At 68.4% G+C, this 23,227-nt stretch carries 26 protein-coding genes; 1 reads left to right on the top strand and 25 read right to left on the bottom strand.

What is annotated here, in order from left to right; all coding sequences use genetic code 11:
• Window positions 1–168 precede the first annotated feature (168 nt).
• The 6 genes from ABFX81_RS17360 to ABFX81_RS17335 all read right to left on the bottom strand — a co-directional run bounded on the left by ABFX81_RS17360 (window position 169) and on the right by ABFX81_RS17335 (window position 5,036).
• Window positions 169–828, bottom strand: a complete 660-nt coding sequence (locus ABFX81_RS17360; protein WP_086854441.1) for a hypothetical protein — start codon at window positions 826–828, stop codon at window positions 169–171.
• Between the two features lie 36 nt (window positions 829–864).
• The gene (locus ABFX81_RS17355) at window positions 865–1,530 is read right to left on the bottom strand and encodes a hypothetical protein (protein ID WP_086854440.1); all 666 of its coding nucleotides are present in this window, start codon (window positions 1,528–1,530) and stop codon (window positions 865–867) included.
• Between the two features lie 22 nt (window positions 1,531–1,552).
• Entirely contained in the window at window positions 1,553–2,896 is a 1,344-nt protein-coding gene (locus ABFX81_RS17350; RefSeq protein ID WP_086854439.1) for a hypothetical protein, read from the bottom strand.
• Complete coding sequence (locus tag ABFX81_RS17345; RefSeq protein WP_086854444.1) at window positions 2,893–3,210, bottom strand: hypothetical protein; 318 nt, start codon at window positions 3,208–3,210, stop codon at window positions 2,893–2,895. The genes ABFX81_RS17350 and ABFX81_RS17345 overlap by 4 nt, the downstream gene beginning before the upstream one ends.
• A gap of 129 nt (window positions 3,211–3,339) precedes the next feature.
• On the bottom strand, window positions 3,340–4,389 hold the full coding sequence (locus ABFX81_RS17340; RefSeq protein WP_428837187.1) for a hypothetical protein: 1,050 nt from the start codon (window positions 4,387–4,389) through the stop codon (window positions 3,340–3,342).
• On the bottom strand, window positions 4,377–5,036 hold the full coding sequence (locus ABFX81_RS17335) for a hypothetical protein (RefSeq protein ID WP_086854437.1): 660 nt from the start codon (window positions 5,034–5,036) through the stop codon (window positions 4,377–4,379). The genes ABFX81_RS17340 and ABFX81_RS17335 overlap by 13 nt, the downstream gene beginning before the upstream one ends.
• Window positions 5,037–5,351: 315 nt before the next feature.
• Between ABFX81_RS17335 and ABFX81_RS17330 the strand changes: the two genes are divergently transcribed.
• Entirely contained in the window at window positions 5,352–5,720 is a 369-nt protein-coding gene (locus tag ABFX81_RS17330) for a DUF192 domain-containing protein (protein ID WP_346138293.1), read from the top strand.
• A 21-nt stretch (window positions 5,721–5,741) separates the two neighbouring features.
• On the opposite strand, the gene ABFX81_RS17325 is transcribed toward ABFX81_RS17330, so the two are convergent.
• From ABFX81_RS17325 to ABFX81_RS17235, 19 genes are all read right to left on the bottom strand, one after another.
• On the bottom strand, window positions 5,742–6,230 hold the full coding sequence (locus ABFX81_RS17325; protein WP_086840885.1) for a hypothetical protein: 489 nt from the start codon (window positions 6,228–6,230) through the stop codon (window positions 5,742–5,744).
• Window positions 6,227–8,224: a hypothetical protein gene (locus tag ABFX81_RS17320; protein ID WP_346138292.1), complete on the bottom strand. Its 1,998-nt coding sequence runs from the start codon at window positions 8,222–8,224 to the stop codon at window positions 6,227–6,229. The genes ABFX81_RS17325 and ABFX81_RS17320 overlap by 4 nt, the downstream gene beginning before the upstream one ends.
• Window positions 8,225–8,684: 460 nt before the next feature.
• The gene (locus ABFX81_RS17315; protein ID WP_086840887.1) at window positions 8,685–9,407 is read right to left on the bottom strand and encodes a hypothetical protein; all 723 of its coding nucleotides are present in this window, start codon (window positions 9,405–9,407) and stop codon (window positions 8,685–8,687) included.
• A 37-nt stretch (window positions 9,408–9,444) separates the two neighbouring features.
• Window positions 9,445–9,990, bottom strand: a complete 546-nt coding sequence (locus tag ABFX81_RS17310; RefSeq protein WP_086840889.1) for a hypothetical protein — start codon at window positions 9,988–9,990, stop codon at window positions 9,445–9,447.
• A 76-nt stretch (window positions 9,991–10,066) separates the two neighbouring features.
• Window positions 10,067–11,161 carry a hypothetical protein gene (locus ABFX81_RS17305; protein WP_086840891.1) on the bottom strand — a complete coding sequence of 365 codons (1,095 nt, stop codon included), beginning with the start codon at window positions 11,159–11,161 and terminating at the stop codon, window positions 10,067–10,069.
• A 22-nt stretch (window positions 11,162–11,183) separates the two neighbouring features.
• Window positions 11,184–11,831 carry an OmpA family protein gene (locus ABFX81_RS17300; protein ID WP_086840894.1) on the bottom strand — a complete coding sequence of 216 codons (648 nt, stop codon included), beginning with the start codon at window positions 11,829–11,831 and terminating at the stop codon, window positions 11,184–11,186.
• 8 nt (window positions 11,832–11,839) lie between these two features.
• A complete protein-coding gene (locus tag ABFX81_RS17295) occupies window positions 11,840–12,421 on the bottom strand; it encodes a hypothetical protein (RefSeq protein ID WP_086840895.1) in 582 nt (193 codons plus the stop codon).
• A 16-nt stretch (window positions 12,422–12,437) separates the two neighbouring features.
• Entirely contained in the window at window positions 12,438–13,055 is a 618-nt protein-coding gene (locus ABFX81_RS17290) for a pilus assembly protein TadG-related protein (protein ID WP_086840897.1), read from the bottom strand.
• Window positions 13,055–13,288, bottom strand: coding sequence for a hypothetical protein (locus ABFX81_RS17285; RefSeq protein ID WP_086840899.1), 234 nt, complete (start codon window positions 13,286–13,288; stop codon window positions 13,055–13,057). Before ABFX81_RS17285 ends, ABFX81_RS17290 begins: the two co-directional genes overlap by 1 nt.
• Before the next feature lie 145 nt (window positions 13,289–13,433).
• On the bottom strand, window positions 13,434–14,387 hold the full coding sequence (locus tag ABFX81_RS17280) for a response regulator transcription factor (RefSeq protein ID WP_346138291.1): 954 nt from the start codon (window positions 14,385–14,387) through the stop codon (window positions 13,434–13,436).
• Between the two features lie 28 nt (window positions 14,388–14,415).
• Window positions 14,416–16,077: a sensor histidine kinase gene (locus ABFX81_RS17275; protein WP_346138290.1), complete on the bottom strand. Its 1,662-nt coding sequence runs from the start codon at window positions 16,075–16,077 to the stop codon at window positions 14,416–14,418.
• A gap of 22 nt (window positions 16,078–16,099) precedes the next feature.
• Window positions 16,100–16,987, bottom strand: a complete 888-nt coding sequence (locus ABFX81_RS17270; RefSeq protein ID WP_346138289.1) for a DUF5936 domain-containing protein — start codon at window positions 16,985–16,987, stop codon at window positions 16,100–16,102.
• A gap of 16 nt (window positions 16,988–17,003) precedes the next feature.
• Complete coding sequence (locus tag ABFX81_RS17265; RefSeq protein WP_346138288.1) at window positions 17,004–17,948, bottom strand: type II secretion system F family protein; 945 nt, start codon at window positions 17,946–17,948, stop codon at window positions 17,004–17,006.
• Window positions 17,949–17,957: 9 nt separating this feature from the next.
• The gene (locus tag ABFX81_RS17260; protein ID WP_346138287.1) at window positions 17,958–19,295 is read right to left on the bottom strand and encodes a TadA family conjugal transfer-associated ATPase; all 1,338 of its coding nucleotides are present in this window, start codon (window positions 19,293–19,295) and stop codon (window positions 17,958–17,960) included.
• Between the two features lie 16 nt (window positions 19,296–19,311).
• Window positions 19,312–19,662 carry a TadE/TadG family type IV pilus assembly protein gene (locus ABFX81_RS17255; RefSeq protein ID WP_346138286.1) on the bottom strand — a complete coding sequence of 117 codons (351 nt, stop codon included), beginning with the start codon at window positions 19,660–19,662 and terminating at the stop codon, window positions 19,312–19,314.
• Window position 19,663: 1 nt separating this feature from the next.
• Complete coding sequence (locus ABFX81_RS17250; RefSeq protein ID WP_086855571.1) at window positions 19,664–20,050, bottom strand: TadE family protein; 387 nt, start codon at window positions 20,048–20,050, stop codon at window positions 19,664–19,666.
• 2 nt (window positions 20,051–20,052) lie between these two features.
• The gene (locus ABFX81_RS17245; RefSeq protein WP_346138285.1) at window positions 20,053–21,309 is read right to left on the bottom strand and encodes a CpaE/TadZ family protein; all 1,257 of its coding nucleotides are present in this window, start codon (window positions 21,307–21,309) and stop codon (window positions 20,053–20,055) included.
• A 9-nt stretch (window positions 21,310–21,318) separates the two neighbouring features.
• Window positions 21,319–22,026 (bottom strand): Flp pilus assembly protein CpaB, encoded by a 708-nt coding sequence (cpaB, locus tag ABFX81_RS17240; RefSeq protein WP_086848472.1) that lies wholly within the window; start codon window positions 22,024–22,026, stop codon window positions 21,319–21,321.
• A gap of 88 nt (window positions 22,027–22,114) precedes the next feature.
• A complete protein-coding gene (locus ABFX81_RS17235) occupies window positions 22,115–22,948 on the bottom strand; it encodes a hypothetical protein (RefSeq protein WP_086848478.1) in 834 nt (277 codons plus the stop codon).
• Window positions 22,949–23,227 lie beyond the last annotated feature (279 nt).

Raw genomic sequence — 23,227 nt, 5'->3', positions numbered from 1 at the left:
GATGAGCTGCCGCGCCTTCCGCACGGCCTCCGCATCGGTGGGCGGGTGAGGACCACCAACCTCACCGGCGACTCGATTGGTGCACCACCTGCCCCATCCATAGGCAGCAGGCCGACGTTCCCTACAGCCCCACGATCATGTCGTTTTCACGCCTGCCTGGTCCAATGCCTACGCATCGACCAACGGCGACTCGAAGCTCGTGAGTTCCGCGATGTGCCGGAGGATCTCGCGGTACTGCTCACGTCGCCCCACCTCCGGAGTGCTCACCATCAGGACCGCCATGCGCTTGCAGTCCGGGTGCGGGAGGTAGGCGTAAATCTGGAGCAATGGGGTCGTCGAAAGACCGGATTCGGGAGTCGGTGTGCGCACCGTCTCGCCCATGGACGCGGGACCACTGGGCAGGTCCAGGTACTCGATGTTGGAGTGCTGCTCCGCTGTGGCCACTGCCCGTGCCGCGCTCACCGACCGTGGGGACCAGGCGATGTCTCGCCAGGACACCGTGAAGAGTGAGTGGAGGAACCCTCCCCTTCCGCCCTCCACGTCGTCGCGGTGCACGCCCAACGAACAATGAACCGTTCCCACCTCACGCAGTGCACGCAGGAGTTGCTGGCCCGATGCCAACTGAGCGATGAACTGCTGACGGGTGACGCCGTCCGGTATGGCTTCGACCAGCGGAGCGAGCGCTTCTCGCAGCCGGTCCGCCTCGGCTGAGGTGGGTGGGGCGAGGAGAACATTGAGCGGCAACTCAGTGAAGCCGCCGGGCACAGCGAACCAGATACCGCAGCTGGGGTCGTGCACGGATTCAGAGATGACGACGTGAGATGTCATGTGGTGGCATTTCCGGAAGGTTGGCCGGGTGAAGGGTCAGGGGCGGGCCATGCGGACACCCGCGCGGTGACCGCGTTCGATGTCCTCGGCGGTGGCTCCCCAGTCCGCGACAGAATGGCGGCCTCCGCCCGACCCCGTCTGCTGGCTCAGGAATCGGAAGCGGCGGGGCGTCGACTCGTCGGAGGCCGGCGCGGCGATCACGCCGATGAAGCGAGGGTCTCCCGCGAACCACACCATGCCGATCTGGGCCTTCAGCTCAGGCTTCGCACGAGGGGCCATCCGGCGGTTCCACCAGCCCACTCCCCAGTGCCGGGGAAACACCATGGGCAGTAGCTCCTCCGGGCGGGCCGGGTTCGGGAACTCGAACCACCCGTTCTGTCTGCCGACGACGTCGGGCCGGTCGGCAAGCCCGTGCGGGGCGTCGCCGTACAGCCGCCAGGGGTATTCCCGCAGGACGCGTCTCATTCGGAAGACGGCAGGAAGGACGAAGAGCTGGAGGAACGCGCGATAGAAGCTGTACAGCAAGAACGGCACGAAGAGGATCGTGTACCCGGGAGAGAGGAACACCACCAGGATCACCAGCAAGGCGGCCCACAGGGCGATCCAGCCGAGGAGCGCGAGCGTGTTCGCTGCCAACTGCTTCGACCAGGCGCGGCGGGTCGGCGGGTGCTCCCAAGCAACAGAATGGTCCGTGGGGGTCATATGAACTCTCTTATCCTCTGGGTCAGAACACGTGCTGGGCGAGATCGATCAGTGCGCCGCCATCCAGGATGCTTCGTGCGCCGTCAATGCCGGTACCGGTGTCCTTCGCTCCGTCATTCTCCAGTTCATCGACCGCGCTGGACACCAGGCCGTACCCGGCGGTCACGACGCCGAGGGAAGCCGAGCTGATCTCCACGACTTCTCCGGCACGGGCGGAGTCACGAGCCCCGCGCACCACCAGGTTCAGGGCCGGATTCCCGAGGTTGGAGATGGCTTTGGCTTCACCGATGGTCTTGCTGCCCAGCGTCGTCAGCACCTTCCCGAGGCTGACCGCTTCCTCACCGGCCTGCAGGGCACGCATCGTTCCACGGACGCCCATACCAACGGCGCTGACGCCCGGAACGGCTCCCAGGATGTCGCCGCCGAGGCTGACGACGTTCCCCCAGAAGTCGGAGTCCAACTCGCCTTTCGTGATGCCGTCTGTGAGGGATGCGCGCACTTTTGGGTCGGACAGTCGTACGGCGAGCGCAGAGGCGCTCAAAGCGGCTGCCGCCAACAGCAGGACAGCTGCGGCCAGGCCACCCGTGGCCACGAACAGGGCCACCAAGCCGATGACGCCCGCAGTGAAGCTAAGGATGTCGGGCAAATTTTCGGCAAACCACTCGCCGAATTCCTCAAGCCACCCCGGCTCGTGCGGCGCCAGTTTCTTCGTGGCGTCACGGACCTTATCGGCGCGGTACCGGGCTTTTTCCTCGTGTTCCTCAGCGAGCTTCTTCGCCTTGCCGATAATTTTGTCGAGTTCTGCCTGGGCTTCTTCTGCAGCGGTGTTCGCACTGTTCAGGTTCTTCTGCGCCGTGTCGTGACGACTGCCCTTTTCGTCGAGGCCGGGGTCATTCTTCGCCTTTTCGGCATGCCCCTTCGCCGCGTCGACGGCGTCCTGCGCGTCCTTGGCCTCCTGCTCCAGCTTCTTGGCCCGGCGCTGGAAGTCGTCGAGTTCGCCCTCCCAGCGGTCAAGCTGGCGGGCGGCCTTGCGGATGGAGTGCGCGGCGTTCTTCAAGTTGAGCGGGAGGGGCCCGTCCTCAAGCTGTTCACGGAAGGCGACGGCGGCATCGCCCTTCCAGTAGCTGCCGTCCATGAGCTTGGTGACGAGCTCGTGCGTCTCCTCCAGGACCTTGGCACAGTTGCCGAGTTTCTTGCCCAGGTCGCGGACCGCGTCGGTATCCCCCGGGGTCGGGTTGAATCCCAGATGTGGGTAGTTGGGATTGGGAATGGACGGAGAGGACTTGAGACCTTGGGGCAGGTCACCATTTCGAGCAGCGGGCGAGTTGGCGTAGGGCGGGTGTTCGGTGCCAGGTGTGACCGTCACTTCTTGTCCCCCGACTTGCCGCTCCTGGCTTTCTTCAATGCCTCTTCCAACGCCTTGTCGACTTCTTCATAGCTGTCCTTGCTCTGCCCGATGATTTTGGCAAGGTCCTCAGTCTGCTTACCGATCTCCTCGGTGCCGTACTTCCAGTCCTCCTGGAAGTCCTCGCACGCCGAATCCAAATCATCCGTGCCCAGCCTGGTGACGGTGGCGTCACTCAGGGCCTTGCGCAGCCCCTTCAACGAATCACTCGATTTCTTCAAAAGCTTCATGAAATGATCGAGTTCGCCACCGTCTACAGCTAGCCGGTCAGCCATGTACCGCTGCCCTCTCCCCATTCGGAACCACATGCGTGAGGCAGCGACTCTACCTGGGTCGCCTTCAAAGCAAGGCGGGCGATCGCCTCGGGAGGAGAGCGATCGCCCGACCGTGGGATCTCAAGATCGTCAACGGTTGACGGCTTGGACCTCCTGAACGACGACATCTTGTTCGGCGCCGAACGTCCCATCGGGCAGGAGCTGTTCACCCTGCACACCGGTGCCTGTCCAGTGAATCTTCCACGTGATCGTCGCCCGGAGCTTGTACGAGTCGTCACCGGATGAACGCAAATACTTCACGCCGCACGGTGGAGTCTCGTCAGCCTTGCCCTTCGCGTACGGTTCACCGATCGAGCCATCGGCATTGATCTGGCATTCGCCCGTAGCCGGATAGGTGACGGAGTCAGCCGTGCCCGGCTCGATCTTCAGCGAGACCGGTTCAGCTGTGGTCGTCGCCTGGATGCCGAGCAACGGGACGCTGGCCGTCACCGACACCGGCTTGAATTTCGCCGCATCCAGCCAGGCCCAGGTCGGCAGGTTCACCTTCGTGGTTTGCTCGGGTGCGAGTTCGACCGTGGTCGAGGGGACCTGAATCTCGGCGTATGCGAGCTGGGCGAGTATTTCGGGCGTGATGGCTTCGGGGACGTCCGCAGGCGGCGGGTCCCCATTGTCCACCCAGAAGATCGGCTTGGTGCAGTCGAGTGAGCCCGGGACGCCGACCTGACTCTCAGGGACATAGGCATCCCACCAGTAGCCTTCGCCGGACTTGTCCTTGTTGAAGTCCTTGTACGGATTTCCGTTGACGTAGCGGTCACGCTGCTGCCCGTCCCACTGGTAGCCCGTCGACTCGGACTCCCAGATGGGCTCGAGGGTCTTCTGGAGTTGCTCAGGTGTGTACTTCGGAGCGTAGTAGCAGGGGGGCGGGGTCCACGAATTCGTGGACGTGATGCCCCCGGCGGACTCACCCGAGCCGTTCTTCGAACGGTCGAAAACGATCACACCGCCGGCCGACGACGCCAGCGTGTCACCCTCCACAGACCCCGACGGCTTCGACGTACTCGTATCACTTTCGGTTGTTCCGTCGGGAGTGACTTTGGCCAAGGCACTGGGTGCACCCAGAGCCACAAAAGCCACGGCCAGGGCGAGGCCTCCGAGCGCTCTCCGCTTCACTTCAGGCACTGCTTGGCTCCTGCGGTCGAAACGATGCGTGTGGTCTGCCAGACCCCGCCGCTGTTCTTCTCCAGCCTGGTGTTGTAGAGGATGAAGTCCTCATCGGAAGGAGTGGTGACCTTGGACTTGTTCGTCTTGAGGTCCTTGGCGTAGCCCTTGCTCTCGTCGGCACAGAACACGACCGACGCCGCTTTGCTGCCGTCGAGTGTCACAGTCCGGTCGAAATACCGAATGGTGCCCGTGATGCCAAGGTTGGCCTTCTTGAACTTGTCCACCCAGACCGCGGCTGCTTCCAACGCCCTGCCTGTGTTGTAGAAGTTCAGCGCCTCCGCCTTGGGGTCCGTTCCCGTAATCGCCGCGTTGACGGCACGCATACGCTCGGCGTTGTCAGCGAGTACGGCGTCCTTGACGGCATCCCCCGTCTTGCCGCCTTCGAAGCTCATGGTCAGGTCGGCCGGCAGCTTGATTTTGGGGCGACCGGCGGCCTGCGGGGCTGATCCGGTGGGCGATGCGGTGCTGGCACCCCCGGCATCGACCCCGGCGATCTTGTCGTTGTCCTTGCTCTTGGAGCTGTCATCGCTCCCGCACGCGGACAGCGTCAGGGCCGCAGCGGCGGTCAGCGTGAGCGCTGCGAGGAGGGTGGGGCGGCGGTTCACGGTCGGCTCCCGGTCAGAGGCGAGGCTTCTCTTGAGCGAACCAAAGCTATACAGCGGTGTGGAGCCGCACCAGGGTGAAAGTTGACGACCGGTGGGGTGTATGGGGAGGAATCGGCGGTACGCCGACCAGTTCCAGCCGTAACGGTTGCATAACGCGCCAACAGGTTCTTCAGGAGGCGGGCGTTCCAGTGCTGAACCAGCAAAGGGCCGTGGGGCATGGGCCCGTGGGCCTATGTGGGGCCTACTCGCCTATGGATACGTTCGGGTTCGACAACCGGGCCAAGGTGGCTGGTGGGACGGTCGGAGGTGGCCCGTATGGGGCGACAGTGGCGGGACGGGCACGGGGAGTTGGTCGTGCACGGGAAGAGTGGGGAGCCGGCCGTCCGAGTGCCGTTGGAGATTGCCACCTCCTATCGGGCCCGTACGAGAGGGTTGTTGGGACGGGATTCCGTCGAGGGGGCGATTCTGCTCTCCCCCGCCAACAGCGTGCACACGTTCCGGATGCGCATGCCGATCGATGTCGCCTATCTCGATCGTGACCTCCGCGTCATCGCCGTGCGGACCATGCGGCCGGGGCGGTTGGGGATGCCGCGGCTGCGGGCCCGGCATGTGGTGGAGGCGGAGGCAGGGGTGATGGCGGGGTGGGGAGTACGGGAGGGTGTGTTCGTCGAGGTCATCACGTAGCGGAGACCCGTTCCCTCCCTGTCACCCTTTTCCGTGCTGTTCGCGGGCGATCTCCGGCAAGTCACTGACGCGAATGTGCGGTAGTTGGGCAACCGGGGACTCGACTGCATCGATCGTGTGCACCGGTGGTTCGTCGTCCGAGGCATACAGCCGGGCGCGGACGGACTCTCCTGACGAGGTCGCCAGCCAGTAAGCCGACGGAAGGACCTCCTCGGCCGGATAGAGAACGGGAACGCCCAACGCCATGGCCAGGCGCCGAGCGAGCTCCGGCTCAGCCGGTGCCTCGTTGACCAGGGCGTCCTCCACGTAGATGTCGAGTTCCAACGACAGGTCACCGCGCAGCCTGATGTAGCCGCACAGGACAGGTGCGGTCCAGTCGCGTTGGCTCTGGTCGCCGTCCCGGTCGGCCACGTCCACGTCGACGCCTTCCGTCCTGACGGCTTCCGCCAGGGCCTCGGCGAGCGACGTGGGCGGAACCGGCGGCCCGGCCAACAGCAGGTCATAAATCATCGGTAGGTCCCGTCGTACACCTTCTTGGCTTTGGCCACGGCCTGGGGATTGTTGGCGAAGCGTGGGTTCTTCGTCAGGGCGGGGGCGTTCACGTCGCCGTTCGCCCTGGCGATCTCCTTGAGCGCGGCGTACTCGTTGCGGTCCATTTCTACGATGCCCGGCCCTGAGTCCGGGTAGACACGCCCGGAGTCCTCCACCCCGTAGCTACGGCCATTGATTTCGTAACGGTTCGTCGCCTTGTTGAAGTGGGCCTTGTTCTCGGCGATCGCCTTGATGTCCGCCTCGACGTCGGCTTCGTGTCCCTTCAGTATCACGCTGTTCTTCGTCTTGACCTGGCCGTGCTTGGCGCCGGAAACAGTGTGCCTGGGATGCGGGAACTTCAGGGTCCTGCCCGAGGCGGGCCCGTCGACATTCTCGTCGGCGACCCATTCCCGAGCCTTCGCTTGCACCCCGTCCGCAGCCTTGTCCGCCTCGTTCGCCTGCTTGCGGGCCTCCTGCGCCTGCTGCTTGGCCTCCTCGTCGCAGCCGTCCTCGGCGAGGATGACGTACGGGGAGTCGGCTCGGGTGGCGGCCAGGACGGTGGTGCCTGTGCCGGGGCCACCGCCGTACGGCCTGCTGCGGGGCGGCGCCGCGAGGGTGCAGCCCGACTCGCGGGCCTTGCGTTCGGCCTCGTCCGCTGCCTCGTCGGCCTCCTTCGCCGCCCTGCGTGCGGCTTCCGCGTCGCCCGCCTTGGCGGCCTTTCTCGCGTCATCCGCCGCGTCGACTGCCTTCTCGGTGAGCTTGCCCAGGTCGCCGAGCTTTCCGAGTTTGCCCAGCTTGCCGAGCTTTCCGACGAGCTTCGCCTCGCCGTAACCGGGGATGAAGAGGGAGCCGACGTTCCATACGACCGTGGTGACGGCGCGGGTCTCGTTGCCCTGGTTCCACTGGTCGCGGACTTCCTCCCCGATGAACGTGTCGTCGAGGATCTTCCCGCCCGAGTTCAGTGTCGCGCCGCCCCAGTCGGTGAGCGCGTCGAAGTAGTCGCCCTTCGCCCATTTGTCGCCGGCGTCCTTGGCGTCCTCCGACCACTGGTCGGCGATGACGCCGCCGTAGTCCTTCAGGCCGTCCAGGGTGTCGAGCGGGTTGGTGACCGTGTCCCAGATGCCTTTGAGTTCGCCGCCGATGCCGTCGACGACGAGGCCTTCCCCGACCTGCTTCGCCTGGTCGCCCGCGCAGCCGAAGAAGGCGCCTACGCCGGAGAAGCAGCCCTTGTCGTCGTCCTTGTCGTCGTCCTTGTCGTCATTTTCCTCTTCCTTGTTCTCCTTCTCGCCATTGCCGGCCTCTTGGGTCTCGTCCTCAGCGGTTGTCGTGCGGCGCCCCGTGTCGTCGGGCTGGGGCCCTTCTCCGGTGCTGCCGTCCGTTCCGTCACCGGGTGCCGCAACCGGGGCCGCACAGGCCGTTCCCGTGACCTTGCAGATCGCCGACTGAAGACCGCCGTAGATTTGCGTGCCCAGGCCGCTGACGACGAGGGCGGTGATGATCGCGGCCACGACCGCGATGAGCCCCGCGTACTCCACCGCCGTCTGACCCTCGTCCCGGCGCCAGCGGATCATCCGGGGCAGGGAGAAGGGGCGGCGTTCGGCCCGGGCCCCGTCGGGGAGGCGGTACCAGGTGCGGGTGTCCTCGCGGGTGAGGAAGTAGAGGACGAAGGCGGGGACGAAGAGCTGGGTGAAGCCGCGCGGTGATCCGTCGGTGATGTTGGCGATCGCTCCGGTGATCAGCCATGCCTGTACGGCGATCAGACCGCCCCAGATCCGTGTCCCGCCCAGCCACGTGCGCCGGGCCAGCCACCAGCCGAGGACACCCGGGGCGGCCCCGTACGCGGTCAGGGCGAGTACGCCGCCGTCGACCGCGTCGTACGAGGCCGCCGTGAGCAGCAGGCCGAGGCCCCCGACGACCGTGATCGCGAAGAGGGAGTGAACGAGGACGAGTGCCGTGGCGAGCGAGCCGGGCATGCTCTGACGCCCGCCATGTCCTGACGGCCATGCCCCGCCGGGCTCCGGAACTGCCCCGATCGAGGCCATGCCTCGCCTCCCCCTCGTACCTTCGGGCTACGACACGGCTTGAGAGTAGGGAGGGGTCTTCGGGGCGGGATGGGCCCGTGGCCCCAAACCGGGGCCCAAAGAGCCGTCCCTGGCGCTCAGGCACGCCTGCGCCACGCAGGTAGGCGCGAGCGGCCCGGTGTGGCGGGACGGCCTACCTGCGCGTCCCGCCGTGCGGCGGCGAGTGTCGCAGGCGGCTGCCAGACGGGGGTTCGTGTGGCGCGTGTGGCCGTCAGAGACGATTACGCGCAGGGCGGCAACCCTGTAACGCAGCGCTGCGTACACCTCTGCGGTGGGCGTTCGCCGTCGCCGGGCAAGAGGAGCACACCTCACCGACAGCCGGGACTCCCTCCGCGCGCTGATTATCGACATGTCAGCAGTTCGTTCCTTCGCTCCCCCGCTCGAAGAGCATGCTCAGTGCCGCTTCCGCGTTCTCCCAACTCGCCGGGCCGTCCGGCTTCACCGACAGGCGCTCCAGTGCCGCACTGGACTCTGGACCGCCCATCGCGCCCAGCAGCTCGATGGCCGAGTCGGCACCGATGTCCTCGGTCACGCAGCGCTCGGCCAGGTCCACCGCCCAGTCGGCGAAGCGGCCCGGGTCGGGATCGAGAGCCAGCCAGCGGAACACCGAGTCTGCGATGTCGTCCCGCAGGGACGGGATCATGGCCAGCATCGCCGCTTCGACGTGCCGCACGACGTGCCGCTGCAACGGAAACAGCTGTGGTCGGCCTCGCCACGTGCGGACCAGCTCGGCCACACCGCACCATGTCACCTGGCTCGTGCGGGGCATGCGCTTCCCGACGGCCTGATGAAACTCTTCCCACACGTGCCACAACAGGCCGGGCGATGGCGGCTGAGGGACGTTCGAAGCCAGTTCCGGGTCGTCCAGGAGTACTGTCACCACCCGCCGGGCCTCCGCCAGTCGCTCGTCGGTGCGGGGCAGTTCCGCGATCCGGCTCCAGTCACACTCGTCCCAGGGCTGTGGCAGGGACCGCAGAGCGTGGGGCAGGACGTAGTCACCCTCCGGATCACGCCATCGCGCGACCTGCGGATCCCACATCTCCTCCGCCTCCGGCTCCGTGCCGGACTCGCTCATGCCTGCCGTCCCGCAGCATGAGCGCGGAAGCCGCCGGTCATCGGCCCGACACGAGCTGGAGGACGGCCGTACCGTCCTCCCCGGCCGCCGCCTGGATCACGACCGCGTCCGGCTGCGGGCTCGGGCGCCCCGCGTCCCCGAGGCCGCCGCACGAGTTGCCGCTGCCGTTGCTGCGGAGAACGGTGATGCAGCCCTGCCCCGGGCCGCTCGCGCTGCCCTTGGACTGGCCGTTGCCCGACTTCACCGTGTACGCGATGCTGTTCGGGCCGATCTCGGTGATGGACAGGGTGGCCTGGCCGCGCGGGCCCTTGAACGGGATTTTCACCGGCTCGGATACCGCGATCTCGCAGTTGCCGTCCGCGCAGGCGGTGATGTCATTGCCGTCCGCGGCCGACGCCGAGGGCTTGGGCTCGGGCTCAGGTCGCTTCGCGGAGTCGGTCTTTGACGGCCGCTCACCGGGTGGGGACGACGCCTTCGCCGGCTCGTCCGAGTCGCTGCCGCAGCCGGCCGCCGCCGTCAGGGCGATCAGTGCGGCGAGTACGACTCCGGTTCTACGCAGTCCGCGTGACTTCGTCGCGGCCATGGTGTTCCCCCGTGTGCGGTGTTCGGGCGTGACCCGGTTCGGTGTCCGCCCGCAGTCTTCCGTCGCATCGCTGTCGTCACTCACCGGCGCCCACGGACACTTCGTCGAGGATGAGTTGGTAGTCCTCCCGGGAAGGCACGGAGACTTCTTCCTCATGCCCACCGCCCTTCCCGTCAAGCTCGCGGATACCCCCGCAGAAGAGGTGGTTGTCGGCATCCAGCGTCCGGCCGGTCACCCTGCGCCCCGTACGGGCTTCGTACACCTCGACACGGTAGCGGGCCCGGTAGTAGCTCACGCTCAACCCATGCGAGAACGCGCAGGTCGTGTCGTACGTACGACGCTCCAGGCGGCTGCACGCCACCAGTTGGACGTCGTCGGGGTCCGGGGTGCCCGAGCCGGTTCCCGTCGAAGTGACGACCGGGTCGAGGTCGTGCTCCTCGGCGAAGAGGACCGCCGGATGCGGGGCGCTCGGGCTGTAGGCGGCTGATTCGGGGTACGCGGCACCGGAGTCCGCCGTGGCTTGCGCGCACAGGCTCGCGAGGTCCCGTAGGTAGTACGGCCGACTGGCCATGACGATGTCGGCGAGGGGCGAGAGAGTGAGTGCCCAGGCGACGACGGAGGCCACGGCCACGATGCCCGGGCCGGCGAGGATCCGCCTGTGCGGCGGCACCGGTACCGGGTGCTTGTCCTCCACGGCTTCAGCCAGGGCATCTCGGTCCGTCATGATCCGAAACGTCACGTACCGCTGTTTGCCGCCGTCGAGCCAGGACAGGCGCAGCGACCCGTGGCGGATTCCGGGTCCGTGCGCGGAAGTGAGCCCTTGTACGGCGTCCCAGGCGATGGCGATCGTGCCCGTCCCTGCCGTGCCGGCCAGCAGGCCGCCGTCGCATACCGCGAACCACCGTCTGCCGTCCCGGACCAGCAGCCAGTACGCCAGAGCGCCCCAGGAGACCGCCAGCCAGAGCAGCACCGCGATGGGTCTCGCACCCGGGTCCATGTCCAGTTCCGACAGGGCCTTGACGAGGCACAGCACCATCGCCCAGTCGAGGCCGAGCTTGGCGATCAGCAGTACGGGCACGGAACGGCGCTCGTGGTGTACGCGGTGCACCTCGCCGAGGCCGGCCTGCCTGGCCAGCCGCGGCAGTGAGCGTCGCAGCCGCCACTCCCCCATCGTGCCCCCTGATGTCCTCTGCTCAGCTCTCCGAGCGCGGGAAGGAGACCTCGACCCGGCGGTTCTTCTTGCGGCCGGTTTCCGTGGAGTTGTCGGCGATCGGGTACTGCTCGCCGTATCCGCGTACCTCATACGTGACGCTGGAGTCGCTCAGCACCTGGTCCAGGATGTTCTGTACGGCGTCGGCGCGTTTCCTGGACAGGACGTCGCCGTGGGCGGAGGAGCCGAGGTTGTCCGTGAAGCCGAAGACGCGGATCTTCGTCGCGTTCTGTGCCTTGATCTCCTCGGCGATCGTGGAGATACGGGCCTTTGCCTCGGCACTGAGTTTCGCGCTGTCCTTGCCGAAGAGGACTTCGGCCTGGAGGGCGAACTTGACGTCGGCGTTGGTGTCTTCTCGGCGTTCGTCGCCGCTTTGGTCTTCTACGACCTGTTTGATGTCGAGGACTTTGGCGGTGGCGAGGGTGGCGCCCTCGGGGAGTTTGAGGTCCGGGTCGTTGGGGTCGACCTTGACGGGGGCGGAGGCGGAGGCCTCGGTGCCAGGAGGGACGCCGGGGGTTTCGTCGGCGTGGGCCGACACGGCGCCGTAGATGTTGGTGGCGACCATGAGGGTGGCAGCGGTGAGGACCAGGGTGAGGCGTGGGGTTGTCGTTCGGGTGCGCGTTGGGGTCATGGCCGGCCTCACCCGGAGATCTTGATGGTGCCGCTGGAGAATGTCGGTACCTGCAAGTTGACCTCGGTCGTGTCCGTCGGTGGTGCGGGGAACTGCATGAAGACGGGGAGGGCCTGCCCCGCTTCGAGATTCCCGAGGCCCGTTGTCGTAAGTGGGCGCCCTTCAGTGTCGCGCAGCGTGTAGTAGCGCTTCTTCCCCTTGGCGTCCACGATGGTGGCGCCGCCGAGCGAGGGACCGTGCTTGATGACCTCCGTCTCGTCGCCGCTGGTCTGAGGGGGAATAACCACGGACTTGTCTCCGTCGTTCTTCACGATTCCGTTCACGGTGAGGAAGCCACCCGAGTCCCTTGCAGCGGATGTGATCTGAAGAAGCAGTCCATCCGTGCCCCTCAGTTCCGCCAGCGGCGTCTCAGCCTGCCCTTCCTGAGCACTCGGCTTGGATCCACTGTCCTTGGAGGCGGACGCCGGTGGGCTCGGCTTGTCATCGTCGCCGCCACCACCGCCGCAGCCGGCCACACCGAGGGCCAGTCCGGCCGCAACGGTCATTGCGACCATCCCCCTGCGGGCCTTAGCAGTGAACCGAATGCTCATCTCTCTGCTTCCTTCATCACTCGTCGTTCGCTTGTGGGTCGGCCAGGTGGACGTCGAAGAGGTCCTCGGGTTCGGGCAGAACATCGAGATCGTCCGGGTCCAGCTTCCAGTCCTTCCCGTCCTCGCAAGAGAGCTGCGGCAGCACGTCAGGACCGGCATCCTCGGCTGGGGGCTCGACGTCGCAGAGGGCCTCGATCACGGCCGTGGCGGACGCATCGGACTTCCGTTCCGCCGTACCAGGAACGACGGACTCACCGACGGACTTATTGGTCTCCACCTCGACCGTGAAGCCTCGGAGTCCCTCCGGCGCGCAGCTCAGCACTTGGGCGTCGTTCTGTGCGGCGAGTTCATGCGCGCGCCAGCACGACGGCTGGAGTCCCTCGGCATTGCCCTCGAAAATGTCCGGCCACTTTTTCGGGTCGAGTACGTCCTTTACCCACGCGCCCGCGAGTTGGTCCCGCCTGTCCTGAGCCGCCGCCAGAGCCGCCGCATCGGCAGCAGTCTGGGCGCCGTTCCTATTCGCCGCGGCCTGGCCGACCGCGAAGTAGGCGAACGCGAGAAAGAGCAGGCCCCCCACCACCGTGATGTAGATGGGGAAGGCCTGCCCTACGTCGCCGTAGCGGCGAAGTCGCATCAAGGAGCGACCTTGGCGATTTGCGCCTGGATCTTCCCGAGGATCGTCTGACCGATGTTCGTACCGGTGATCGCCAGCACGATCGCCACCACCACCGCGATGATGCCCAGGTACTCGACCGCCGTCTGCCCCTTGTCGCCGGCGCGGCGCTGCATCGCCTGCACCGTGGTGTTCTTCCAGCCGTTCACGCGGACCTTGGTCGCGACGGCGGTCTTCAGCATCAGGTCGCTCATGGTGTTCCCCTCCGGTTTCGGCTGTGCCGCTTTCGGCACGAGGAACGTATGGCCGGACACCCTGTCCGCCAGAGGGCCCCAGGGCCCAATTCCGGGCCCAATCGCGCGGGCCCAACCGGCTCTTCCCCCATTCCGTCACCGAAGGTCACCCCAGTCCTCGGTGCGAGTCCGGTGCCGTGCCGATCCATTTCGCGGCGGCCTCGGAGCGGCTGGTGCTGTGGAGCTTGGCGAAGATGCGGTTGATGTGGTTCTTGACGGTCTTCTCGCTGATGAAGCAGGTGGCGGCGATCTGCTGGTTGGTCATGCCGGACGCGATGTGGTCCATGATCTCCGCCTCCCTCGTGCTCAGTTGGAACCGCGACCTGTCGGGAGCGGCCGGGCGGCCATTCGTCCACCCAGACGAAGACTGTCCCACATGCGGTTGCACTTGCGAAAGGTTTTCTGAGGAAATGGGCGGGGGTGGGGCGTAAGGTGGCGACAAATGCCCTGGTGGAGGCGCCTGCTGGGGATGAATATGCGATTTTGCGGACCCGGAAGTTCCGTATGCAGTAGCACTCGATGACCGACCCAGCCCTTCGGGCAGGGACGCGGCCGGTGTCTGGTCCTGGCGGAGTTGGGCCAGCAGGGCGCCCGCCGCCGTGGGGGTGAAGTGGGCCCGGCCCTCCTTGACGTCCCGTACGGCGTCGACCAGCTGGTCGGCCGTGAACTCGCCGTGGACCAGGTAGCCGCCGGCTCCTCTGCGGAGGGCCTCCTGGACGATCTCCGACTCCCTGCTGTACGTCAGCATCACCACCGGGGCGATCCGCACCAGGTACGGAAGTGCCGAGATGCCGTCCACGCCGGGCATGCGGACGTCGAGGAGGACGACGTCCGGGCGGTGCCGGTGGGCGGCCTCGCAGGCCTGGCGGCCGTCCGCGGCCTCGGCCACGACCGTGATGTCCGCGCGGCCGGACAGGAGCGCCGTGAGGCCGGCGCGGACCACGGGGTTGTCGTCCGCCACGACGACGCGGAGGCTACTGGGCTGTGCGGGCTGTGGGAGGTCGGCGAACGGGTTCTGTGACGGTGGTGGCGGTTGGGGTGGCGGGGTGTGGTCCGGCATCCGGGGGCCTCCTCTCGTGTTGTGGGGGTCAGGCATGGGGGGTGGTCAGGGCTGCCAGGGGGAGTTCCAGGCGGACTTCCGTGCCCTTCGGGTGGCCGCCGCGGCCGATGCGGATGCGGGCTCCGACCGACGCGGCTCGTTCGACCATGCCGACCAGGCCGAAGTGGCCCGCCCGGCGGAGTTGTTCGAGTGTGGTGCCGGGTGGGAGGCCGCGTCCGTCGTCGTACACGCTGATGCGGAGCAGGTCGCCGTGGACGCCCGCGCGGACGTCGACGCGGGTGGGGTGTGCGTGGCGGTGGGCGTTCTCCATGGCCTCCGCGGCGATGGTGAGGAGCTGGCGGGCCACCGCGGGTGGGACGGGGGGCACGGAGTGGTCGCCGGTGGGGCGGTAGACGGCGGGGAGGCCGGTGCGGGTGCCGAAGTCGCGGGTGCGGGCGGCGAGTTCCACCAGGACGTCCGTGGCCTGGGCCGGGTCCGATTCGCGGCGCAGGTCGGCCAGAAGCTCGCGGCTTTCGGCGGCGGCTCGGCGGGCTGAACGGGCGACCAATGCGGCCTGCTGTCTGACCAGGGCCGGGTCCATGCGGTCGGCGCCTGCCGAGCCTGTCAGGCCGTCGGCCGCCAGGGCCACACCGTGCAGGGTCTTGGCGACCGAGTCGTGCATCTCGCGGGCCAGGCGGGCTCGTTCGGCGCTGACCGCTTCCGTCACGGCGAGGCGGGCCTGGACGGTGGTGAGGGCCTGGGTGGCCTCGCCGAAGCGGAGCATGAGGTTGCGGAGGCTGGAACCGACGGCTCCCGCGATGACGCAGAGGCCGGGCAGGAGGGTCGACTCGGCGAGGTCCGGGTGGGGGTTCTCCTGTGCCGCGTGTATCAGGAGGAGGAGCAGGGCCTGGAGGCTGGCGAAGACGGCTGCTCCGCGCCAGCCGTAGACGAGGCCGGCCAGGAGGGGGGTGCAGACGCTGACGTAGGCGAGGGTGCTGTCCGGGCCCGCGGAGATGAGCAGGAGGGCGCCGAAGAGGGTGTCCGCGGCGAGGAGGGTGGGATGGCGTAGGAGGAGGGGGCCGAAGCGTTCCCAGTCCCTGAAGAGGACGTAGGAGGTCATGAAGGTGACGACTACGGCTGCGCCTACGAGGCGCGTGGGCAGGCCCTCGTTGGCGTTGAGGAGGGCGGTCGGGGTGGCCAGGGCGATCATGGCCAGGCGGAAGCCGAAGACCTGGCGGCACATGGCCTGGAGGGCGTTGATCTGGATGGGGATCGCCGGGTTTGCCGGTGTGGCAGTGGCCCCGTCTTCGGCCGGCACGGGGTTCCCACCCGCACCGACCGTGCGGCCTTCGGAGTCGAGTGCTGTTGGTCCCTGTCGGGACTGAGCACCGTCGGCGGCCGGCCGGCCGTTCGGGCGCGGCTCCGGGCCGCCGTCCGTCTTCCGTTCCGGCACGCCTGTCGCATGCCCCGCCTGCCCGCTGCTCCCAGCTACCGGCGTCGGCCCCGGCGCGGGCACGCCCCCCTGTCCCCCGCCCACCGCCTCCCATCCCGGCGGCAGCGCGGGCGTAGCCGACGTGACCGGCACATCAGGCGCTCCCGTGCGCGCATGCGCCGGCAGGACCGTCCCCGCCGGCGGTGTCGTGATCTCCGGTGGGTTCGCGGCGCGGCGGCGACGGCGTAGCAGTCCGTTGCGTTCCTCTGTCAGCGCCATGCTGGCTGCCCTCCCTGCTTGCCTACTTGCCCGTCACCGAGCCGAAGTCCGTGCCCGAGCCGAGGATCAGGCCGGCGCCGAGGAGGAGCATCGTGGCCGGGACCATGAAGGTCGTGATCATCATCGTGGCCTTGGGAACGGCACGCGCGGCCTTGCGGCGGGCGTTCTGCGCATCCGTACGCCGCATGTCCTTGGCGAGAGCCACCAGCGTGTCGACGATCGGCGCGCCCAGTTCCTCGCCCTGCTGCAACGCCGTCACGAACATCGCCACCTGCTCGGAGTCGTTCCGGCGGCGCAGTTCCGCGAAGGCCTGCCGGCGGCTCATGCCCAGGTCCATCTGGCGGAGCGTGATGCGGAGTTCGTCCGCCCACGGGCCCTCGTACTTGGACGCGACCCGGTCCAGCGCCTGGCGGAAGCCGAGGCCCGCGCTGACCACGACCGCCAGGACGTCCAGGAAGTCCGGCAGGGTCCGTTCGATGACGTCCTTGCGGATGCGGATCGCCGACCAGATGCCGACCTCGGTCCAGAACGCGCCGAAGGCGAGCAGGAGGAGTGCGACCAGGAGCTGGCCCCGCATCAGGAAGACCAGGAAGCCCACCCCGCCCAGAGCCCCGTACACCGCCCGCCGCGCCGCGTAACGGTCGATCGTCAGGCCGCCGGGGTTGCCCGCCAGGTCGATCTTGCGGCGGTACTTGGCCACCTGTTTGGGGCCCATCAGGCGCAGCACGGCAGGGGCGTAGCGCATGCCCAGGCGGTCGATGAGGGAGTCGACGGCGCCGGTGCGGGTGGAGCCGACCTCCAGCGCCAGGGCGAGGTCGCCGGGCAGTTTGGCCTCGGCGCGGTACATGCGGACACCGGCGAAGATGCCCCAGACACTGAGGCCCGTCAGCAGGGCGAGAAGCAGTCCCATGGTGTGCCTCCGGACTTCAGACGTCGATGCGGGACAGGCGGCGGATGAGGACGAAGCCGACGGCGTAGAGCGAGAAGGCGATGATGACCGCCGCCTGGCCGAAGGGGGAGCCCGTCATGCGCTCCAGGGCGCCGTCCTTCACGCCGTTCATGAGGAAGAGCGAGCCGACACCGAGGACCGGGACCGCGTACGACGTCATGTTGACCTGGGAGAGCTGGGTGCGGACCTCGCGCCGGGTCTCCTTGCGTTCCTCCAGTGTGTCCGTGAGGTTCCGCAGCGCGCTCACCACCTGGCCGCCCGCCCGGTTCGACAGGACGAGCGTGGTGACCAGGACGACCAGTTCGCGGGACGGGAGGCGGTCCGCCAGTTCGCTCAGCGCGTCGTCCATCGACGCGCCGACGGCCAGCTGGGCGGAGACCTTGCCGAGTTCCTCGCCCGCGGGGGCCTCCATCTCCTCCGCGGCCATGCCGATCGCGGTGCGCAGGGCGAGGCCCGCCTGGGTCGCGTTGGCGAGGATCCGGGCCATTTCGGGGAGCTGGTTGATGAACTTCTCGATGCGTTTCTGGCGTTGCCAGTTGAGGAACTGGATCGCCACCCCGATGCCCAGCAGGCCCGCCAGCGGGCCGAAGAACGGGGCCAGTGCCGCCTGGCCGATCAGCCACAGGCCGGCGACCGTGGCGAGCATGTAGACGAAGAACTCGCCGGGGGTGATGTCCAGGCCGGTGGCCGCCAGGCGGAGCTCCAGCTTCTTGCCGAGCCCGGTGCGCCGCAGGCGGCGGTCGATCCCCCGGAAGTGCCGGTGCCGACCGCCGACCGGGATCTGGCCGGTGGCGGACAGACGGTCGACGAGCGCCTGCCGCTGTGCCTTGCCCATGGCGTACGAGTGCAGGCCTGCCACCGTGAGGACGCAGGTCAGCAGGGTGACGCCGGTGGTGAGCGTGATGAGCTGTTGCAGTTCCATCGGTCGGTCCTACCTGGCTTCTCGGGTGGCTAGCTGCTCCGCGGACCGGGCGATGCCGAAGGCCTGCGGGAGGGGCTGGTTCGCCATGTAGAGGCGGTCGGCGGTACGGCGTGGGAGCGGGAAGTACTCGAAGGCGCCGTGGATACGGCCGTCGGGAGTCATGGGCTGCGCGTTGAAGCGGGCGACCGTGACCAGCCGGTACGGCTCGCTGCCGTGGCTTTCGAGCAGCGCGATCTCGGTGATGCGGCGGGCGCCGTCCGCGAACCGGGTCAGCTGCACGATGACGTCCACCGCGCTGTTGATCTGGTCGTGCAGCGCCACGAAGGGGATCTCCACGTCCGACATGGACGCCAGGGTCTGCAACCGCATCAGCGCGTCCTCCGCGCTGTTGGCGTGGACCGTGGCCAGCGAGCCGTCGTGGCCCGTCGACATCGCCTGGAGCATGTCCAGCGACTCGCCGCCGCGGACCTCACCGACCACGATCCGGTCGGGGCGCATACGGAGGGAGTTGCGCACCAGGTCGCGGATGGAGACCTGGCCCTTGCCCTCGACGTTCGCCGGGCGCGACTCCAGGCGGATGACGTGGGCCTGCTGGAGCTGGAGTTCGGCGGAGTCCTCGATGGTGATGATGCGTTCGTTCTCGGGGATGAGCCCGGAGAGCGCGTTCAGCAGGGTCGTCTTTCCCGTGCCCGTCGCGCCCGACACGATGACGTTGAACTTCGCCTGCACCAGGCCCGCGAGCAGGTACAGCATGTGCTCGTCGAGCGAGCCGAGGCCGATCAGCTCCTGGAGCGTGAAGGAGCGCGGGAAGCGGCGGATCGTGAGGGTGGCGCCCGTCAGTGACAGGGGCGGGATGATGACGTTGACGCGCTCGCCCGAGGGGAGGCGGGCGTCGACCATCGGGTTCGACTCGTCGACGCGCCGGTTGACCGTCGAGACGATCCGCTCGATCGTCTGCATGAGCTGGTCGTTCGAGGCGAAGCGCAGGGGCAGTTGCTCGACGCGGCCGCCGCGCTCGACGAAGATCGCGTCCGGGCCGTTCACCATGATCTCGGTGATGGACGCGTCCTCCAGGAGCGGTTCCAGGATGCCCAGGCCCAGAGCCTCGTCGACCACCCTGCGGATCAGCTGCGAGCGCTCCACCGTCGACAGGACCGGGCCCTCGCGGCTGATGATGTGCCCGAGCACCCGCTCCAGCCGCGCCCGGCGCTCGGCGGCGGCCAGCGAACTCATCTCCGCGAGGTCGATCTCCTCCAGGAGCTTGGCCCGGTAGGAGGCGACCATGTGGCCGTCCTCGCCCCGGTTCCCGTTCTCCTCGGGGGTGTTGATGCGTGCTCGCAGGCTCATGCGTCCGGTGCTCCGTTCAGTGGTCGCGCGGCATCGTCGCGGTCTTGACGGCCGGGTCGAACTCCCAGCCCGGCACGAGGGACGGGATCTGCACGGTGGCCGTGACGGTGACCTCGTCCGCGCCGAAGGAAGCCGGGCAGTCGGTCTGATCGGCCAGCCAGCTGCTCACCGCCGCCCGGCAGTCCGCCTCGTGCGGCCCGTCCAGCGACGCGCTGCGCGCTCCCGTCCGGGCCGCCGTGCCCGCCTGCTGGGCCGTGTAGGCGATCAGGCCGAGTTGCACGGCCGCCAGGGCGACGATCAGCAGGATCGGCAGGAAGCCGATGAACTCGATGGCGACCTGACCGCGGTCCCTGCGCGTCTTCGGCATCTCAGTCCGCCTCCTCGACGGCGCCGGCGTGGCCGTGGACCGGGAAGGGGAAGGACAGCGTGCCCGGGAAGAGGATGGGCACCTCGAGCCTGACGTCGGCCGTCACATAGCCGGTGCCGCCGCAGTTCACCTCGGCACCCGCCCGCCAGGCCTCCGACAGGTGCTTGAGGCCGGCCGCCTCGCACGCGGCCTCCCGCGCCCCACCCGGTTCAGCCGCCGTCGCCTCCCGCACCGCCTCGTCCGCGGCGTTCCCCGCGAGCGTGAAGGTGTAACCGACGAGGACGACCTGCCACAGCGCGATCAGCGTCACGATGATCGTCGGCGTCATACCGAGGAACTCGATGGTGACCTGCCCCCGGTCCCGATCCCGCGCCAAGGGCGCCCGCATCCTCATCCCCCTCCGTCCTTGCGCCGCCGAAAGCTCACCGACCCCCGCTCCCCACCCCTGAACCTCCCCGCCTTCTGAGCCCCGTCGGAGACCTTCACCAGACCCAGCTCACCGGCCAGGCCCCACAGCGCCTGCTTCACCGCGCTCTTGCTCTCCAGCTCGTGAACACGGCCCGCGTCCACGACGCTCTGGAGTTCCTTGAAGTTGGCGGGGACCGCGGTGGCGGCGACCGCCGTGCCGGTGATCTTCTGGATCAGGGGCGGCTGGATCTCCGTACCGCGGGAGTACCGGTTGACGACGACGGTCGTCTCCTCGGCCTTGCGGATCTGCAACCGGTCCCACATCCGCACCGCCCGCTTGGCACCCCGCACCGCGACCACGTCCGGAGTGGTGATGAGCAGCGCCCTGTCCGCCATCTCCACCGCCGCCGCGCCCGCCCCGCTCAGCTGGGCGCCGCAGTCGATGACGACGACCTCGTAGCGGGAGCGCAGGGCGCTGACGATCTGGCGGGCGGCGCGGTCGGTGACGTCCTCGCCGCGTTCGCCCTCGGCGGGAGCGAGGAGCAGGGCCAGTCCGGTGTCGTGGCGGAAGACGGCGTCGGCCAGGACGCGTGGGGAGATGTCCGTGATGGCGGCCAGGTCGACGACGGAGCGGCGGAACTGGACGTCCAGGTAGGAGGCGATGTCGCCGGTCTGGAGGTCCATGTCGACCAGGGCCGTGCTGCGGCCCGAGGCCTGGGCGGCGAGGGCCAGTTGGATCGCGGTCAGGGTCGCGCCCACGCCGCCCTTGGCCCCGCTGACCGTGACGACCGTGCCGCCGACGCCGGTGAACACGTCGCCGCCGGCGCCCAGGTGCCGTCGTACGCCGACGGACCACTGGGCGACCGCCTGGACGCGGCTGGCGAGTTCCTCGTAGCTGAGCGGCAGGGCGACGAGGCCGCGGGCGCCGTAGTCCATGGCGGCCTGGAAGAGGCCGGGGCTCGCGTCGGAGGTGACGAGGATGACGCCGACGGCCGGGAAGCGCAGGGCGACTTCGCGGATCAGCTCCAGCGCGGGGACCGGGCCGATGCGCTCGTGCACGACCACGACCTCGGGCAGTTCGTCGACGGACTCGGCGGCCAGGCGGGCGAGGGTGTCGATGAGCTGGGTGGAGTCGACCACCGGGGCGACCGGCTCGGCGTCCGGGAGCTGGCTGAGCAGCGTCGTGATCGACCGGACCGCGTCCGCGTCACCGACTGCCGGGAGGATCCTCGTGGGCATGCGAGCCTCTCACTTGTCCTTCGCGAGTTCGTACGTCCGGTCCTGCTCGGGGACCGTGGTGTCGCTGCCGGGCGCGACCAGGGCGAGCCGGACCCGCTGGGCGAACGACTCGGCGTAGGTGAGGCGCTGGGCGTCCAGGGCGGACAGCGCGAAGGTGATGGGGACGGCGTCGGTGGGCTGCTGGGTGCGGTTGTTCTCGTCCGGTTTCAGCGCGGCGATGTCGCCGACGTCGAGGACCTTGGCGTTGGTCACGATGATCTTCGACTGGTCGGGGTCGCCCTCGCGCTTGCCCTCGAAGGTGGCGTAGACGTTGACCGAGGAGCCGGGCGTGATCTTGCCGGCCACGCCGGTCGCCGCGTCGATCATGATGGCGACCTCCTGCTGCCCGGGCTGGAGGGCCGGCTGGCGGACGATCATGTCGGACTGGAGCAGGGAGCCCGCTTGCAGCGTGGTGACGGCGATCTTGCCCTGGATCTCGCGCAGGTCGGTGACCGCGTTGTCCGACAGCCACCGTTCGGGCATCTTGATCTTCTCGAACTGGCCCGTGCTGAGGGTGGTGTAGGGCGGCACGTCGGATTTGAGCCGGTAGGCGGTGACCTCGGGGCCGACCTTGGACTTCACGTCACTGATGACGGACAGCACGCCGGCGAAGGCGCCGAGGGCGCAGACGACCGACAGGAGCAGGAGAATCACGCCGCGGCGCTGACGGGAGTTCATGAACCGTACAACCTCGTTGGGGATATCGGTCGAGCGGGAACGGAGCAGTGCTGACGAGCGGGGTGAGGGCTGTCGGGGCAGTCAGGGCTCATCCGGCGGCCGTTCGGTTCTCCAGCTGCTTGAGGGGCGGGCTGTCGTGGACGGGCGGCGTGGCCGAGCAGAACACGCAGCGGTCGCCGATGACGTCGATGCCGCACCAGTGGCAGCGGGCCCGCCGTACGGAGGTGACCAGCTGGTAGAGGACCGACAGGTCGGGCAGGTAGCTGCAGAACTCGATCATCTTGCCGGTGCCCCACCAGCCGGGTGATTCGGCCGGGAGCGGGATCTCGCGCAGCCCCTGTACGTTCCAGGACGGGGCGAGGGTGCCGGTGACCCAGTCGGACTGGAGCTGCCCCTTGGCGACCAGCATCCAGGTGCCGAACTCGGGGCCGGGGAGGGCGGCTTCGGGGGTGATCCTGACGAGCTGCGGCTCGGGATGGGCGAGGACGCCGAACTGGCTGCCGGGTACCCAGGACTTGGCGTGCGACTTCAGGCCGACGGGGACGCGGTCGAGCCGGGCGACGGAGCTGAGCAGCGCCCCGGCGTGGATGTAGTGGACGAGCAGCCGGCCGGCCGAGGCGAGCACGCCGGGGCTGATGTCGCAGGACGCGAGCTGCCGTAACTGACGCGCCAGGACGGCGAGTCCGAGCGGGGGCAGCTCGGGGCGGAAGAGGGCGATGCGGTCGCTCTCCATGAGGGAGCGCAGGGTGTGCAGCCGTCGCTGCACGGCGGTGGGCGCGGCCGGTGAGCAGACCACGATCACATGCCCGTGGTGCTCGACCAGGGTCTGCATCTCGGCGAGCGCCTGCTCCAGGGGGCGCCGGTCGACGTCCCGCAGCACGACGGCGGGCAGGGTGCGTTCGTCCTGTGGCGGCAGCGCCATGTCGGCACTGGTCACGGCAATGGCAGTTGGCACGCGCAGCTCCCCGTTTCCCCATGCCCGTCGGCGCGCCGCCTTGTCACTGCGGCCCACCTTGGTGACTTCACTGCGTGACTACCTCAGCACTGTATCCACGGCTCTGTGACCGGAGAACAGCGTTTGTGTAGCTGGAGAGCAACTGTCGTTGCACAAGATGCGCCAAAACGGGGCAGGTTGAGCATCTTGCCGGTCGTCGGCGGGGTCCTGGGTGGTCCCGGCCGGTCGTCCCGGAGGGCCCAGTGT

This window comes from Streptomyces coeruleofuscus (assembly GCF_039532725.1).
Lineage (GTDB): Bacteria > Actinomycetota > Actinomycetes > Streptomycetales > Streptomycetaceae > Streptomyces > Streptomyces coeruleofuscus.
The sequence above is the reverse complement of the archived record's forward strand: the minus strand, read 5'-3'. Positions and strand labels throughout refer to the sequence as shown.